The following is a 15,230-nucleotide window of genomic DNA, read 5'->3' as shown; positions in this document are numbered from 1 at the left end:
TATATTACTTACTCAAATCCACCTGATAAATCGCAAACCCGATATCATCGGTCGCGACTTTATTCATCGGATACTGCCCTTTCTCTTTAATAAACGTAGCGGCTTTATCTGACGGAGATGTTTCGAAACGGATATCCAGTTTCTTATCGCCAGCAATCGGTGCTAAACGCCAGTTGTTATCTGCCGCCGGGTGGATTTCCCCCGCACGCTTCGACTCTTCAGCAATCCACGCTGCCAGTACCGAGCGGTTCTCATCCGGTGAAGCAAAAGCGATATGGCTGTCGCCCGTACCGGCAAATTTGCCACCGTAGGCACGATAGTTATTGGTGGCAACGAGGAACATCGCGTTCGGATCAATCGGTTTACCGTTAAAGGTCAGGTTCTTAATCCTTTCCGCATTGGCATTAACCACCTGACATTCGCCGTCATAGCGGGCTGGCTGGGTAACATCAATCTGATAACTCACACCATCAATAACGTCAAAGTTATAGGTGCGGAAACCATCCCAGTTGATCAACGACTGTGGTTGAGTGCTATTGGGGTCTATCTGATTAAACTGCCCGGCGGAGCACTCCAGCCACTCTTTCACCTCTTTACCGCTGGCTTTCACCACGATAAGCGTATTGGGATAGAGATAGAGATCGGCGGCATTGCGGAAGGTCAACTGGCCTTTTTCCACTTCGACATAGCTGGCAGGGTCGTTCTTACGCCCTCCGACTTTAAACGGTGCGGCAGCAGAGAGCACGGGCAGTTTTACCAGATTCGGATCGCCCTGGATGTAATGTTCGACATACGCTTTTTGTGCGTTGTTCACCACCTGCACGGTCGGATCGTCCTGTACCAGCGCCAGATAGCTATACATGTTGTCGGCAGATTTCCCGATCGGTTTGCTGACAAACTGGCGTGTGGCATCGTGATCGGCCTTTAGCGTTTCTACCAGCTTGCTGTCTTCCGCTGCGAGGGATTTTTTATTGGCGATATCGTAAATAGGCCGTGCTTCCGCTTTCGCCTGCGTTACCTGCCATTTCCCGCTGTCATTATTGAGTTGCAGATCGACCACGCCGAGATGATCGCCCCACATGCCAGGCATTACCGCCGGAACGCCGTTCAGCGTACCTTTGGTAATATCCGCGCCTTTAATATCGGCAAAATCTTTACTCGGGAAGACAGCGTGAGCATGGCCAAACATAATGGCGTCAACGCCCGGAATTTCACTGAGATAATAAACCGAGTTTTCCGCCATCACTTTATACGGATCGGCAGACAAACCAGAATGAGCCAGAACGACAACAACATCGGCCCCTTTCTCGTGCATTTCTGGAACGTACTTGCGCACTGTTTCAGTAATATCGTTAACGGTGACTTTGCCGGATAAATTGGCTTTATCCCAGCTCATAATCTGCGGAGGCACGACGCCGATGTAGCCAATCTTCAGCGTCTGTTTGTTCCCGTCTTTATCGACCACTTCGGTGTCTTTAATTAAATACGGCGTAAGCATCGGCTGTTTGGTTTTAGCATCAATGACGTTGGCGTTTATATAAGGGAATTTCGCCCCTGCCAGCGCATTTTTCAGGTAATCCAGGCCATAGTTAAATTCATGGTTGCCAAGCGTGCCAACCGTATAATCCAGCGTATTCAACGCCTTATAGACCGGATGGATTTCACCTGCTTTTAAGCCTTTCGCTGACATGTAATCTGCCAGCGGACTCCCCTGAATCAAATCGCCGTTATCGACCAGCACGCTGTTTTTTACTTCATTGCGAGCATCGTTAATCAAACTTGCAGTACGAACCAGTCCGAATTTTTCTGTGGCGGAATCTTTGTAGTAATCGAAATCCATCATATTGCTATGCAAATCAGAGGTTTCCATTATGCGGAGATCGACTGTCGCCGCATTCACGCTGGCGGCAATCAGCGTAGCAAGGAGCGTTGCACTAAACTTAACCATCTGGGCATCCTTTTATGAACGAGTAGATGAAACGTCTTTCATACAGAGCGTTGAAGGATGCCATAAATAATAAATCAGGAAACGATGACGCCATCACAGTTGGCGGATTCTTTAACGATAGGGTATAAGTAAAACAACGAGTTAACACCACTGAAACAAAAGAGGTGGAGAATGTTAGAACAAGTATGTCAACTCGCTCGGATTGCGGGCGATGCCATTATGCAGGTCTACGACGGGACAAAGCCGATGGACGTCGTCAACAAAGCGGATAACTCACCGGTGACGGCGGCGGACATTGCCGCGCATACCGTCATCATGGACGGTTTACGTACGCTGACGCCGGATATTCCGGTTCTGTCTGAAGAAGATCCTCCCGGCTGGGAAATCCGTCAACACTGGCAGCGTTACTGGCTGGTGGACCCGCTGGATGGCACTAAAGAGTTTATTAAACGTAACGGCGAATTCACCGTTAATATTGCGCTTATTGACCACGGCAAACCGATTTTAGGTGTGGTGTATGCGCCAGTCATGAACGTAATGTACAGCGCGGCAGAAGGCAAAGCCTGGAAAGAAGAGTACGGCGTGCGCAAGCAGATTCAGGTTCGCGATGCTCGCCCGCCACTGGTGGTTATCAGCCGTTCCCATGCGGATGCAGAGCTGAAAGAGTATCTGCAACAGCTTGGCGAACATCAGACGACGTCCATTGGCTCTTCGCTGAAATTCTGTCTGGTGGCGGAAGGGCAGGCGCAGCTCTACCCGCGTTTCGGACCCACCAATATTTGGGACACTGCCGCCGGCCACGCTGTTGCTGCCGCAGCCGGAGCGCACGTTCACGATTGGCAGGGTAAACCGCTGGATTATACCCCGCGTGAATCGTTCCTGAATCCAGGATTCAGAGTTTCTATTTATTGAGCAACTTATGCAGCAAGTCCATTACTTGCTGCACCTCTTCCTGGGTGAGCGCCCCGTCCTTCGCCCATTGCACGCGGCCGTCTTTATCGAGCACTGCTATGGCAGAACTCTCTTCATCCAACTGCCAGGCGCCGCGCGCGACGCCGTTGCTATCGACAATAAACTGTGACCATGGATAAAGCTTTTTATTGCTTTCCAGACTGCTGCGTACAAACATGCCGGAACCCGGAATGGCGTCATCAGTATTGACAATGGTGGTGGTCTGGTAGCGATCGTGCGGCAACTTCGCCGATTTAATCGCTTCTATCAGCGTCGCGTTTTTCTCTTTGGCTGACGTGCGACCGGCAATATGTTGTAGCACTCGTACTTTTCCCGCTAACTGCGCGCTGTTCCAGGTTTTGTAGCTAAACTGATCTTTATCAAGCACCAACTCGCCACGATCGGTAATGCCAATCGGCGGTACTCGCTGGCCGGTTTCGAACTGATGTGCGGAGGCCATCATCGGCAGCAGCAGGCAGGTGAGGGCCAGAATCTTGCGTAGAGTCATGGTGTTTCCTTCTTATGATATGCAGGTGATCCGACCACTTGGGTCTGACTTTTAATCATATGTGCTATTTATCGAAAATCCCGCAAGTGTGATGCCAGTTTGCGGACAAGCGCACAAATCATATGAAAAATGAATGCTTATACTAAAGATTCTGATTATGCGAAAAGATAATTCTGAATAATTGTAACGTTACGGTAAAAAAACTCATACAGACTGGAAACATTACCGCAGTAGTCTATAGTCATTAGGCATTAAAATTTGCGCCTCATAATAGTTGGACCGATTGTGGTACCGCAAAGGCGTAATACTCAGCAGGAGACAACAATGAAAATTTTCCAACGGTACAACCCACTGCAAGTGGCGAAGTACGTGAAGATCCTGTTCCGTGGACGGTTATACATCAAGGACGTTGGCGCTTTTGAATTTGATAAGGGTAAGATTCTTATCCCAAAAGTGAAGGATAAACTGCATTTGTCAGTGATGTCCGAAGTTAACCGTCAGGTTATGCGTCTGCAAACAGATATGGCTTAACCAAAGTGCTATGCAGTAATAAGACGGCTCCTGATTCAGGAGCCGTTGATGTTTCCGAGGTTATGCGACGCTTTCTTCTTTATCTTTAGTGTCAGATAACTTTGGTGAAAGGATGGTGGCTTTGCTATCGATCCGCGTTACCAGTAACTGGTCGATACGGTAGTTATCAATATCCACCACTTCAAATTTGTAGCCGGAGAACTTCACCGAATCAGTGCGTTTGGGGATCTTACGCAACATAAACATCATAAAGCCGCCAATGGTTTCGTAATTGCCTGACTGCGGGAACTCGTCAATATCCAGTACACGCATCACGTCATCAATCGGTGTTCCACCATCGATTAACCATGAGTTCTCATCACGCGCCACAATCTGCTCTTCCAGACCCTGACCAACCAGATCGCCCATCAGTGTGGTCATCACGTCGTTGAGGGTGATGATCCCTACAACCAGCGCGTATTCATTCATGATTACTGCAAAGTCTTCACCCGCAGTTTTAAAACTTTCCAGCGCCTCAGAAAGGGTCAGCGTATCTGGCACGATCAGCGTGTTGCGAATTTGTACGCCACTGTTCAGCGCCAGGCTTTGATTGGCCAGGACGCGGTTAAGCAGATCTTTCGAATCCACATAGCCGATGATGTGGTCGATATCTTCAGTACAAACGAGGAATTTTGAGTGCGGATGTTCCGCCACTTTATTCTTCAGACTTTGCTCGTCTTCGTGGAGATCGAACCAGATGACGTTTTCACGCGGAGTCATAGAAGACGGGACAGTACGGGATTCAAGCTCGAACACGTTTTCAATCAGTTCATGCTCTTGTTTACGTAATACTCCCGCCAGCGCCCCTGCTTCTACTACCGCGTAAATATCATCGGAAGTGATGTCATCCTTGCGCACCATCGGCAGTTTAAAGAGGCGGAAAATCATATTTGCCAGGCCGTTGAAGAACCACACCAACGGGGTGCAAACATACAGGCAGAAGCGCATCGGGTTGATGATACGCAAAGCCACAGCTTCTGGCGCAATCATACCGATGCGTTTCGGGGTTAAATCCGCAAACAGGATAAACATGCCAGTCACTAACGAGAAAGAGAGAATAAAGCTCAGTTGCTCAGAGAGTTCTGCCGACATATAGCGGGAGAACAGGCTGTTAAAAGCCGGGGAGAACGCTGCATCACCGACGATACCGCCGAGAATCGCCACCGCGTTCAGACCAATTTGCACCACGGTAAAGAACATGCCGGGATTTTCCTGCATATTCAGAACGCGTTGGGCATTGATATTGCCTTCATCAGCCAGCAGTTTAAGTTTGATTTTGCGTGAAGCGGCAAGCGAGATCTCGGACATCGAGAAGAACGCACTTACAGCGATCAAGCAGAGTATGACTAAAATACTGTTTAACATATCTTATCTAACCGTTCAGGTCAGATCCTCGGAAGGGGAAGTTGATTAATTTGTGTGAAATACACATTGAAAGCCGATTCGAAGAGAGTGAACCGGCATTTTCAGTGGCTAGTATAGCGTAAGGCACTGTAAAGTCGCCAGAGGGTTAAATTTTTGTCTCATTTCACTTTGGCTCTACCTTTTAATACTACACTTCAGGCGGCAGACAAACGCCTATTCCGCCAATTCCGCAGTAGCCATAAGGGTTTTTATGTAGATACTGTTGGTGGTCATCTTCGGCATAATAGAACGGTGTGGCGTTAGCAATCTCGGTGGTTATCTGGCGATCGTCATCGGCGGTGAGCATTGCGGCCTGAAAACGTTCCAGACTGGCGCGGGCGGCGGCATCCTGTTCTGGCGTCAGCGGGTATATCGCGGAACGGTACTGTGTGCCGTGATCATTACCTTGACGCATCCCTTGTGCCGGATCGTGGTTTTCCCAGAAAACCTGCAACAGTTGTTCATAGCTGATTACCGACGGATCGTAAACCACGCGCACCGCTTCGGCGTGGCCAGTATCACCGGAACACACTTCCCGATAAGTCGGGTTTGGCGTGTAACCGCCGGTGTAGCCTGCGGCAGTACTGTAAACACCGGGAAGTTGCCAGAAAAGGCGTTCAACGCCCCAGAAACAGCCCATCGCAAAAATGGCGATCTCCATTCCGTCAGGCACATTTGTCATTGAGTGACCATTGACCGCATGCAGCGTAGCTACGGGCATCGGGGTATTACGTCCAGGAAGGGCATCGGCGGGGGAAACCAGATGCTTTTTATCAAATAAACTCATGGTGTCGCTCTCCCGAAAATCGGTCATAGGGGTTTAGGTTGTAACAAGAGACGTATTTGCACACAATAACCACCGTGAATGGGTCTAAAGTAAAACATAAGTAATATTTTGGGTTTAGTCTGCTTTTTAATCCATATTGCTGGATTATTGTTAAGCCGTTTAACGGAGTTCCAGGGGCAGGAATAAAGGATATTCAGGAGAAAATGTGCGCTATATCCGACAGTTATGCTGTGTAAGCTTACTCTGCTTTAGTGGTTCTGCCATCGCCGCGAATGTCCGTCTACAGGTGGAAGGGTTATCGGGACAGCTGGAAAAAAACGTTCGTGCACAGCTTTCTACGATTCAAAGTGATGAAGTAACGCCAGACCGGCGCTTTCGCGCACGTGTTGATGATGCCATCCGGGAAGGTCTAAAAGCACTGGGCTATTACCAGCCAACAATTGAATTTGATCTCCAGCCACCGCCAAAGAAAGGACGGCAGGTGCTGGTTGCTAAAGTTACACCGGGTGTACCCGTGTTGATTGGCGGCACCGATGTCGTCTTGCGCGGCGGTGCGCGAACCGATAAAGACTATTTGAAGTTGCTGGATACTCGTCCGGCTATAGGTACGGTGCTAAACCAGGGCGATTATGAAAATTTCAAAAAGTCCTTAACCAGTATTGCGCTGCGTAAAGGCTATTTCGATAGCGAATTTACCAAAGCCCAGTTAGGCATTGCGCTCGGCCTGCATAAAGCTTACTGGGATATTGATTACAACAGTGGCGAACGTTACCGCTTTGGGCATGTCACTTTTGAAGGTTCGCAAATTCGCGACGAGTACCTGCAAAACCTGGTACCGTTCAAAGAAGGCGATGAATACGAGTCAAAAGATCTGGCGGAACTAAACCGTCGCCTTTCCGCCACCGGCTGGTTTAATTCGGTGGTGGTGGCGCCGCAATTTGATAAAGCGCGAGAAACAAAAGTATTGCCGCTGACGGGGGGCGTTTCGCCACGCACGGAAAACACCATTGAAACAGGTGTGGGGTACTCAACGGACGTTGGGCCACGCGTTAAAGCAACGTGGAAAAAGCCGTGGATGAACTCGTATGGCCACAGCCTGACCACCAGTACCAGTATTTCTGCGCCAGAACAAACCCTCGACTTCAGCTATAAAATGCCGCTGCTGAAAAACCCGCTGGAGCAATATTATCTGGTGCAGGGTGGCTTTAAGCGTACTGACCTGAACGATACCGAATCGGATTCCACTACTCTGGTCGCTTCCCGGTACTGGGATCTCTCCAGCGGCTGGCAGCGCGCTATTAACCTGCGTTGGAGTCTCGACCACTTTACTCAGGGTGAAATTACTAACACCACAATGCTGTTTTATCCAGGTGTGATGATTAGCCGGACGCGATCACGTGGCGGCCTGATGCCGACCTGGGGCGACTCGCAACGTTACTCTATCGACTATTCCAACACGGCCTGGGGATCGGATGTCGATTTCTCCGTTTTCCAGGCGCAGAACGTCTGGATCCGCACACTGTACGATCGCCATCGCTTTGTTACGCGCGGCACGCTGGGCTGGATTGAAACCGGTGACTTCGACAAAGTACCGCCGGATCTGCGTTTCTTCGCCGGGGGCGACCGCAGTATTCGCGGCTATAAATACAAATCTATTGCGCCGAAATATGACAATGGTGACCTGAAAGGGGCATCAAAACTGATAACCGGGTCACTGGAGTACCAGTACAACGTGACCGGAAAATGGTGGGGCGCGGTGTTTGTTGATAGCGGTGAAGCGGTGAGTGATATCCGCCGCAGTGACTTCAAAACCGGCACCGGGGTCGGCGTGCGCTGGGAATCTCCGGTCGGGCCGATCAAGCTCGATTTCGCCGTACCGGTCGGGGATAAAGACGAGCATGGGTTACAGTTTTACATCGGTCTGGGGCCAGAATTATGAGTTTATGGAAAAAAATCAGCCTCGGCGCGGTTATCGTCATCTTGCTACTGCTGGGCTCGGTGGCATTTCTGGTTGGCACCACCAGCGGCCTGCATCTGGTATTTAAAGCGGCGGACCGCTGGGTGCCAGGGCTGGACATTGGCAAGGTCACTGGCGGCTGGCGCGATCTTACCCTGTCTGACGTTCGTTATGAGCAGCCAGGCGTGGCGGTAAAAGCGGGCAATCTACACCTGGCTGTTGGGCTGGATTGTCTGTGGAACAGCAGCGTTTGCATCAACGATCTGGCGTTGAAAGACATTCAGGTCAATATCGACAGTAAAAAAATGCCCCCTTCTGAACAGGTAGAAGAAGAGGACAATGGGCCGCTGGATCTCTCCACGCCGTATCCCATCACCCTGACGCGCGTGGCGCTGGATAACGTCAACATCAAGATTGATGACACTACTGTGTCGGTATTGGACTTCGCTTCCGGCCTGAACTGGCAGGAGAAAACCCTGACCCTGAAACCGACGTTGCTGAAAGGTTTGCTGATTGCCTTGCCGAAAGTGGCGGACGTGGCGCAGGAAGAAGTGGTCGAACCGAAGATTGAAAATCCGCAGCCTGATGAAAAACCACTCGGCGAAACGCTGAAAGATCTCTTTTCTCGCCCGGTGTTGCCGGAAATGACCGACGTGCATTTGCCGCTCAACCTGAACATTGAAGAGTTTAAAGGCGAGCAACTGCGCGTGACAGGCGATACGGATATTACCGTGAGCACCATGTTGCTGAAAGTGAGCAGCATTGACGGCAATACCAAACTGGATGCACTGGATATTGATTCTAACCAGGGGATCGTCAATGCCAGCGGTACGGCACAACTGTCCAACAACTGGCCGGTGGATATCACTCTCAACAGCACGCTGAACGTGGAGCCGTTGAAAGGTGAAAAAGTGAAGCTGAAAGTGGGCGGTGCGCTGCGCGAACAACTGGAGATAGGCGTTAACCTTTCCGGTCCGGTGGATATGGATTTACGCGCCCAGACGCGGCTGGCGGAAGCTGGATTACCGCTCAACGTGGAAGTGAACAGCAAACAGCTTTACTGGCCGTTCACTGGCGAGAAGCAATATCAGGCGGATGACCTGAAACTGAAACTCACCGGCAAAATGACCGATTACACGCTGTCTATGCGTACGGCGGTGAAAGGGCAGGAGATCCCGCCAGCGACCATTACCCTTGATGCCAAAGGTAATGAACAGCAGGTAAATCTCGACAAACTCACCGTCGCAGCGCTGGAAGGGAAAACCGAGCTGAAGGCGCTGCTCGACTGGCAGCAGGCCATTAGCTGGCGCGGCGAATTGACGTTCAACGGCATTAATACGGCGAAAGAGTTCCCGGATTGGCCATCGAAACTTAATGGTTTGATCAAAACGCGCGGTAGCCTGTACGGCGGCACCTGGCAGATGGATGTGCCGGAGTTGAAGCTGACCGGCAACGTCAAACAGAACAAAGTGAACGTTGAGGGAACGCTGAAGGGCAACAGTTATATGCAGTGGATGATCCCGGGTCTGCATCTGGAACTGGGACCAAACAGTGCCGAAGTGAAAGGCGAGCTTGGGGTGAAAGATCTCAATCTTGACGCCACTATCAACGCACCGGGGCTGGATAACGCGCTGCCAGGGCTTGGCGGTACAGCGAAAGGGCTGGTGAAAGTTCGCGGTACGGTGGAAGCGCCGCAGTTGCTGGCGGATATCACCGCGCGCGGCTTGCGCTGGCAGGAGCTCTCTGTGTCGCAGGTTCGCGTGGAAGGCGACATCAAATCCACCGATCAGATTGCGGGTAAACTCGACGTGCGCGTTGAGCAAATCTCGCAACCAGATGTGAATATCAACCTTGTCACTCTGAATGCGAAAGGCAGCGAAAAGCAGCACGAGTTGCAACTGCGGATTCAGGGCGAGCCGGTTTCCGGTCAACTGAACCTGGCGGGTAGCTTTGATCGCAAAGAAGAACGCTGGAAGGGAACACTTAGCAATACGCGCTTCCAGACGCCGGTCGGACCGTGGTCGCTGACGCGCGATATCGCACTGGACTACCGCAATCAGGAGCAAAAAATCAGCATCGGGCCACACTGTTGGCTTAACCCGAATGCGGAACTGTGCGTGCCGCAAACCATTGATGCCGGGGCAGAAGGGCGTGCGGTGGTCAATCTCAACCGCTTCGACCTTGCAATGCTGAAACCGTTTATGCCGGAAACGACCCAGGCAAGCGGTATCTTCACGGGTAAAGCGGACGTTGCCTGGGACACCACTAAAGAGGGGCTGCCACAGGGCAGTATCACCCTTTCTGGGCGTAACGTTCAGGTGACGCAAACCGTCAACGATGCGGCGCTACCGGTGGCGTTTCAGACACTGAATCTATCGGCAGAGCTGCGTAACAACCGCGCTGAGTTGGGCTGGACCATCCGTCTGACCAATAACGGCCAGTTTGATGGCCAGGTGCAGGTGACCGATCCGCAGGGCCGCCGTAATCTTGGCGGCAACGTCAACATCCGTAACTTTAACCTCGCGATGGTGAACCCTGTCTTTACGCGTGGTGAAAAAGCGGCGGGGATGGTGAGCGCTAACCTACGTCTGGGCGGTGATGTGCAAAGCCCACAATTGTTTGGTCAGCTACAGGTCACGGGCGTGGATATCGACGGCAACTTTATGCCATTTGATATGCAGCCAAGCCAGCTTGCGGTCAATTTTAACGGTATGCGCTCGACGCTTGCGGGGACCGTGAGGACGCAGCAGGGTGACATCTACCTGAACGGAGATGCTGACTGGAGTCAGATTGAAAACTGGCGGGCGCGGGTAACGGCGAAAGGCAGTAAGGTACGGATAACCGTACCGCCGATGGTGCGAATGGACGTGTCGCCTGACGTGGTGTTCGAAGCGACACCAAGCCTGTTTACCCTCGATGGTCGCGTGGATGTACCGTGGGCGCGCATTGTGGTGCACGATCTGCCGGAAAGTGCGGTGGGTGTTTCCAGCGATGTCGTGATGCTCAACGATAATCTGCAACCGGAAGAGCAGAAAACTGCGTCGATTCCGATTAACAGCAACCTGATTGTCCACGTCGGCAACAACGTGCGCATTGATGCCTTTGGCCTGAAAGCACGGCTGACGGGCGATCTCAACGTCGTACAGGACAAACAAGGTCTGGGCCTGAACGGGCAGATCAACATCCCTGAAGGGCGCTTCCATGCTTATGGCCAGGATCTGATTGTGCGTAAGGGCGAGTTGCTGTTCTCTGGTCCACCGGATCAACCGTATCTCAATATCGAAGCTATTCGTAACCCGGATGCAACAGAAGACGACGTGATCGCCGGTGTTCGCGTAACCGGACTGGCGGATGAGCCGAAAGCGGAGATCTTCTCTGACCCGGCGATGTCACAACAGGCTGCATTGTCTTACTTGTTGCGTGGACAAGGGCTGGAGAGCGATCAGAGCGACAGCGCAGCGATGACCTCGATGCTGATTGGTCTGGGGGTTGCACAAAGTGGTCAGATTGTGGGTAAAATCGGCGAGACATTTGGCGTAAGTAATTTAGCTCTCGACACCGAGGGGGTAGGCGACTCCTCCCAGGTGGTGGTCAGCGGCTATGTACTACCAGGTCTGCAAGTGAAATACGGCGTGGGGATATTTGACTCTATAGCAACACTCACGTTACGTTATCGCCTGATGCCAAAGCTATATCTGGAAGCCGTGTCTGGTGTAGATCAGGCACTGGATTTGCTCTATCAGTTCGAGTTTTAGCGATGCGAATATTTGTCTACGGCAGTTTACGTCACAAACAAGGCAACAGCCACTGGATGACTAATGCCCAGTTGCTGGGCGATTTCAGTATCGATAACTATCAACTGTATAGCCTGGGCCACTATCCAGGCGCAGTTCCGGGGAACGGAACGGTACACGGTGAAGTTTATCGTATTGACAACGCCACGCTGGCCGAACTTGATGCCTTGCGCACCAGGGGCGGTGAATACGCGCGCCAGTTGATTCAGACGCCGTATGGGAGTGCATGGATGTACGTATATCAACGACCCGTCGATGGATTAAAGCTGATTGCAAGCGGCGACTGGTTAGACAGGGATAAGTCATAATATAAACACGCCACCTTCGGGTGGCGTTGTTTTTGCGAGACGACACGCATTCTTTTTTGTAACTTCCCCTCCTTTTGCTTTTCCTTCCGAGCCGCTTTCCATATCTATTAACGCATAAAAAACTCTGCTGGCGTTCACAAATGCGCAGGGGTAAAACGTTTCCTGTAGCACCGTGAGTTATACTTTGTATAACTTGAGGAGGTGCAGATGCGTATTACCATAAAAAGATGGGGGAACAGTGCAGGTATGGTCATTCCCAATATCGTAATGAAAGAACTTAACTTACAGCCGGGGCAGAGCGTTGAGGCACAGGTGAGCAACAATCAACTGATTCTTACACCTATCTCCAGACGCTACTCGCTTGATGAACTGTTGGCGCAATGCGACATGAACGCACCGGAATTGAGCGAGCAGGATGTCTGGGGTAAATCCACCCCTGCGGGTAACGAAATATGGTAAAGAAAAGTGAATTTGAACGGGGAGACATTGTGCTGGTCGGCTTTGATCCAGCAAGCGGCCATGAACAGCAAGGTGCTGGTCGACCTGCGCTTGTGCTCTCCGTTCAAGCCTTTAATCAACTGGGAATGACGTTGGTGGCCCCCATTACCCAGGGCGGAAATTTTGCCCGTTATGCCGGATTTAGCGTTCCGTTGCATTGCGAAGAAGGCGATGTGTATGGCGTGGTATTGGTGAATCAGGTACGAATGATGGATTTACGCGCCTGTCAGGCAAAGCGTATTGGTCTGGCTGCGGACGAGGTCGTGGAAGAGGCGTTATTACGTTTGCAGGCGGTGGTGGAATAAGGCGTGTTTATTTATCGCGGGCATAAAAAACCCCTACTAACCGAAGCCCGGCGTTCAGGGTTTTGCGCTAGAAGAACTTATTTATTCTTTGCGCGCTCGAAGGAAGCAACGATTTCAGCTTTAGCGGCTTCAGCGTTTTCCCAACCTTCAACTTTCACCCACTTGCCTTTTTCGAGGTCTTTGTAGTGTTCGAAGAAGTGAGCGATCTGAGCTTTCAGCAGCTCCGGCAGATCGTTAACGTCTTTGATGTGATCGTATTCTTTGCTCAGTTTGGTATGCGGAACAGCAACCAGTTTCGCATCTTCACCGGCTTCGTCGGTCATTTTCAGAACGCCAACCGGACGGCAGCGGATCACAGAACCTGGCTGCAGCGGGTACGGAGTCGGGACCAGTACGTCAACCGGGTCACCGTCCAGAGACAGGGTGTGGTTGATGTAGCCGTAGTTGCACGGATAGAACATCGCGGTGGACATGAAGCGGTCAACGAACAGTGCGCCGCTTTCTTTGTCGATTTCGTATTTGATCGGATCAGCGTTAGCCGGGATTTCGATAACAACGTAGATGTCTTCCGGCAGATCTTTACCCGCAGGGACGTTGAGTAAGCTCATGTCTGTTTCCTTTAAAATATGTGGCAAACAAGTGCCGAGTATTATAGCCAACTCGCGCCGAATGTCTTCGCTTGTTTTCGCCCTCATTTTCCTTTTTCGCCAGTTTTAAGACGGTTCACAGAGCCGGAAAATCCATAACCGTAGCTGCATTTTTCATAGTGATATGAAAGCGATTACAAACTTGTGATTAACGATGTATTTACTTTTTTGAAGTGTGATGTAACGCAATCTGTTACATAACCAATTGTCTATAGTTTTTTCGCGAACATCTTTTCACCAATAATAATCACCCCGACGAGGACAACCCTATGTGGAAACGCTTACTTGTAGTCTCTGCAGTCTCGGCAGCCATGTCGTCTATGGCGTTGGCCGCTCCTTTAACCGTAGGATTTTCGCAGGTCGGCTCCGAATCCGGCTGGCGCGCAGCAGAAACTAATGTGGCGAAAAGTGAGGCCGAAAAACGCGGTATCACACTGAAAATTGCTGATGGTCAGCAAAAGCAGGAAAACCAGATTAAAGCAGTACGTTCCTTTGTCGCGCAGGGGGTAGATGCCATCTTTATCGCCCCGGTGGTTGCAACTGGTTGGGAACCCGTTTTGAAAGAGGCAAAGGAAGCCGAAATTCCGGTCTTTTTGCTTGACCGTTCCATCGACGTGAAAGACAAATCTCTCTATATGACCACCGTCACAGCCGACAATATTCTTGAAGGTAAGTTGATTGGTGATTGGTTGGTGAAAGAGGTTAACGGCAAACCATGTAACGTGGTTGAGTTACAGGGTACCGTTGGGGCCAGCGTTGCCATAGACCGTAAGAAAGGCTTTGCCGAAGCCATTAAGAATGCGCCAAATATCAAAATTATCCGCTCACAGTCCGGTGACTTCACCCGTAGTAAAGGCAAAGAAGTGATGGAGAGCTTTATCAAAGCGGAAAACAACGGCAAAAACATCTGCATGGTATACGCCCATAACGACGACATGGTCATTGGCGCGATTCAGGCAATTAAAGAAGCGGGTCTGAAACCGGGTAAGGACATCCTGACAGGCTCTATCGACGGCGTGCCGGACATCTATAAAGCAATGATTGATGGCGAAGCGAATGCCAGCGTTGAACTGACGCCAAACATGGCCGGTCCGGCATTTGACGCGCTGGAGAAATATAAAAAAGACGGCACCATGCCTGAAAAGCTGACGCTGACCAAGTCCACCCTTTACCTGCCTGATACCGCAAAAGAAGAGTTAGAGAAGAAGAAAAACATGGGGTATTGAGGGATACCAATGTCTGATTCCGATTCGTGGGCCGGATAAGGCGTTTACGCCGCATCCGGCGATTGTGTGCTGATGCCTGATGCGACGCTGGCGCGTCTTATCAGGCCTACAAACCGATGCTGATTTGTGTAGGCCGGATAAGGCGTTCACGCCGCATCCGGCGATTGTGTGCTGATGCCTGATGCGACGCTGGCGCGTCTTATCAGGCCTACAAACCGATGCTGATTTGTGTAGGCCGGATAAGGCGTTCACGCCGCATCCGGCGATTGTGTGCTGATGCCTGATGCGACGCTGGCGCGTCTTATCAGGCCTACAAACCGATGCTGA

General features: G+C 51.1%; 13 protein-coding genes. 8 read left to right on the top strand and 5 right to left on the bottom strand.

Annotation, left to right across the window (positions count from 1 at the left end):
* Nucleotides 1-4: 4 nt before the first annotated feature.
* Nucleotides 5-1,948 carry a 2',3'-cyclic-nucleotide 2'-phosphodiesterase gene (gene cpdB, locus H9644_RS01730; RefSeq protein WP_191772847.1) on the bottom strand — a complete coding sequence of 648 codons (1,944 nt, stop codon included), beginning with the start codon at nucleotides 1,946-1,948 and terminating at the stop codon, nucleotides 5-7.
* Between the two features lie 171 nt (nucleotides 1,949-2,119).
* Between cpdB and cysQ the strand changes: the two genes are divergently transcribed.
* Nucleotides 2,120-2,860, top strand: coding sequence for a 3'(2'),5'-bisphosphate nucleotidase CysQ (gene cysQ, locus H9644_RS01725; protein ID WP_064525851.1), 741 nt, complete (start codon nucleotides 2,120-2,122; stop codon nucleotides 2,858-2,860).
* On the opposite strand, the gene H9644_RS01720 is transcribed toward cysQ, so the two are convergent.
* On the bottom strand, nucleotides 2,850-3,407 hold the full coding sequence (locus H9644_RS01720) for a YtfJ family protein (RefSeq protein WP_064525852.1): 558 nt from the start codon (nucleotides 3,405-3,407) through the stop codon (nucleotides 2,850-2,852). The genes cysQ and H9644_RS01720 overlap by 11 nt on opposite strands.
* A gap of 324 nt (nucleotides 3,408-3,731) precedes the next feature.
* Between H9644_RS01720 and H9644_RS01715 the strand changes: the two genes are divergently transcribed.
* Nucleotides 3,732-3,938, top strand: coding sequence for a DUF1107 domain-containing protein (locus tag H9644_RS01715; protein ID WP_064525854.1), 207 nt, complete (start codon nucleotides 3,732-3,734; stop codon nucleotides 3,936-3,938).
* A 60-nt stretch (nucleotides 3,939-3,998) separates the two neighbouring features.
* Here H9644_RS01715 and H9644_RS01710 read toward each other — a convergent pair whose 3' ends face one another.
* Nucleotides 3,999-5,342, bottom strand: coding sequence for a hemolysin family protein (locus H9644_RS01710; protein WP_064525856.1), 1,344 nt, complete (start codon nucleotides 5,340-5,342; stop codon nucleotides 3,999-4,001).
* Nucleotides 5,343-5,529: 187 nt separating this feature from the next.
* Nucleotides 5,530-6,168 (bottom strand): peptide-methionine (S)-S-oxide reductase MsrA, encoded by a 639-nt coding sequence (gene msrA, locus H9644_RS01705; protein WP_064525858.1) that lies wholly within the window; start codon nucleotides 6,166-6,168, stop codon nucleotides 5,530-5,532.
* Between the two features lie 205 nt (nucleotides 6,169-6,373).
* Between msrA and tamA the strand changes: the two genes are divergently transcribed.
* The 5 genes from tamA (at nucleotide 6,374) to chpB (ending at nucleotide 13,030) form a co-directional block, all read left to right on the top strand.
* A complete protein-coding gene (tamA, locus tag H9644_RS01700) occupies nucleotides 6,374-8,107 on the top strand; it encodes an autotransporter assembly complex protein TamA (RefSeq protein ID WP_191772845.1) in 1,734 nt (577 codons plus the stop codon).
* The gene (gene tamB, locus H9644_RS01695; protein WP_191772836.1) at nucleotides 8,104-11,880 is read left to right on the top strand and encodes an autotransporter assembly complex protein TamB; all 3,777 of its coding nucleotides are present in this window, start codon (nucleotides 8,104-8,106) and stop codon (nucleotides 11,878-11,880) included. Before tamA ends, tamB begins: the two co-directional genes overlap by 4 nt.
* Nucleotides 11,881-11,882: 2 nt before the next feature.
* A complete protein-coding gene (locus H9644_RS01690) occupies nucleotides 11,883-12,227 on the top strand; it encodes a gamma-glutamylcyclotransferase family protein (protein WP_064525865.1) in 345 nt (114 codons plus the stop codon).
* Nucleotides 12,228-12,434: 207 nt separating this feature from the next.
* Nucleotides 12,435-12,686 (top strand): type II toxin-antitoxin system antitoxin ChpS, encoded by a 252-nt coding sequence (chpS, locus tag H9644_RS01685; RefSeq protein ID WP_064525867.1) that lies wholly within the window; start codon nucleotides 12,435-12,437, stop codon nucleotides 12,684-12,686.
* Nucleotides 12,680-13,030 (top strand): endoribonuclease toxin ChpB, encoded by a 351-nt coding sequence (gene chpB, locus H9644_RS01680; RefSeq protein WP_064525869.1) that lies wholly within the window; start codon nucleotides 12,680-12,682, stop codon nucleotides 13,028-13,030. The genes chpS and chpB overlap by 7 nt, the downstream gene beginning before the upstream one ends.
* A 77-nt stretch (nucleotides 13,031-13,107) precedes the next feature.
* Here the strand turns inward: chpB and ppa are convergent, their stop codons facing one another.
* Complete coding sequence (gene ppa, locus H9644_RS01675) at nucleotides 13,108-13,638, bottom strand: inorganic diphosphatase (protein WP_064525871.1); 531 nt, start codon at nucleotides 13,636-13,638, stop codon at nucleotides 13,108-13,110.
* Between the two features lie 308 nt (nucleotides 13,639-13,946).
* On the opposite strand from ppa, the gene ytfQ reads away from it, so the two are divergent.
* A complete protein-coding gene (gene ytfQ, locus H9644_RS01670; protein ID WP_064525873.1) occupies nucleotides 13,947-14,903 on the top strand; it encodes a galactofuranose ABC transporter substrate-binding protein YtfQ in 957 nt (318 codons plus the stop codon).
* Nucleotides 14,904-15,230 lie beyond the last annotated feature (327 nt).

The organism is Escherichia whittamii (genome assembly GCF_014836715.1).
Classification (GTDB): Bacteria; Pseudomonadota; Gammaproteobacteria; order Enterobacterales; family Enterobacteriaceae; genus Escherichia; species Escherichia whittamii.
Note: the sequence above shows the minus strand (reverse complement) of the source record. Positions and strands in the feature narration are given on the sequence as shown.